Here is a 333-nt window from a genome sequence, read left to right as displayed (position 1 = left end):
GAGCAGCTGGTCGGGGGAGGCTGGTGATGGTCGACCAAGACGAGCTCCTCGACAGGCTCACGCGGCTGAAGCTGACCGCCATCCGCGACCAGCTCGACAGCCTCTTGGACGAGGCCGCCCGGCGCGAGCTGACGCTGCGCGAAGCGGTCGCCTTCCTCTGCGAGCGCGAGATCGCCCGCAAGAACGAGCGGCGGGTCGAGATGGCCAGCAAGATCGCCCACTTCCCGACAGTGCGCGATCTCGGCAGCTTCGACTTCAGCGCGCAACCCTCGGTCGATCCCGGCCAGATCCGCGACCTCGCCGCGTGCCGCTGGATCGCGCATGGCGATGCCG

Annotated in this window: 1 protein-coding gene; it reads left to right on the top strand. The window is 69.4% G+C overall.

Going from position 1 to position 333, the window contains the following annotated elements; all coding sequences use genetic code 11:
- Positions 1–26 precede the first annotated feature (26 nt).
- On the top strand, positions 27–333 hold a 307-nt coding region (locus tag FFK22_RS42405), incomplete at its 3' end, for an ATP-binding protein (protein ID WP_143957066.1).

Origin of the sequence: Mycobacterium sp. KBS0706 (assembly GCF_005938675.2) — a bacterium.
Lineage (GTDB): Bacteria > Pseudomonadota > Alphaproteobacteria > DSM-16000 > Inquilinaceae > Inquilinus.
This window is presented reverse-complemented; position numbering and strand designations above follow the sequence as displayed.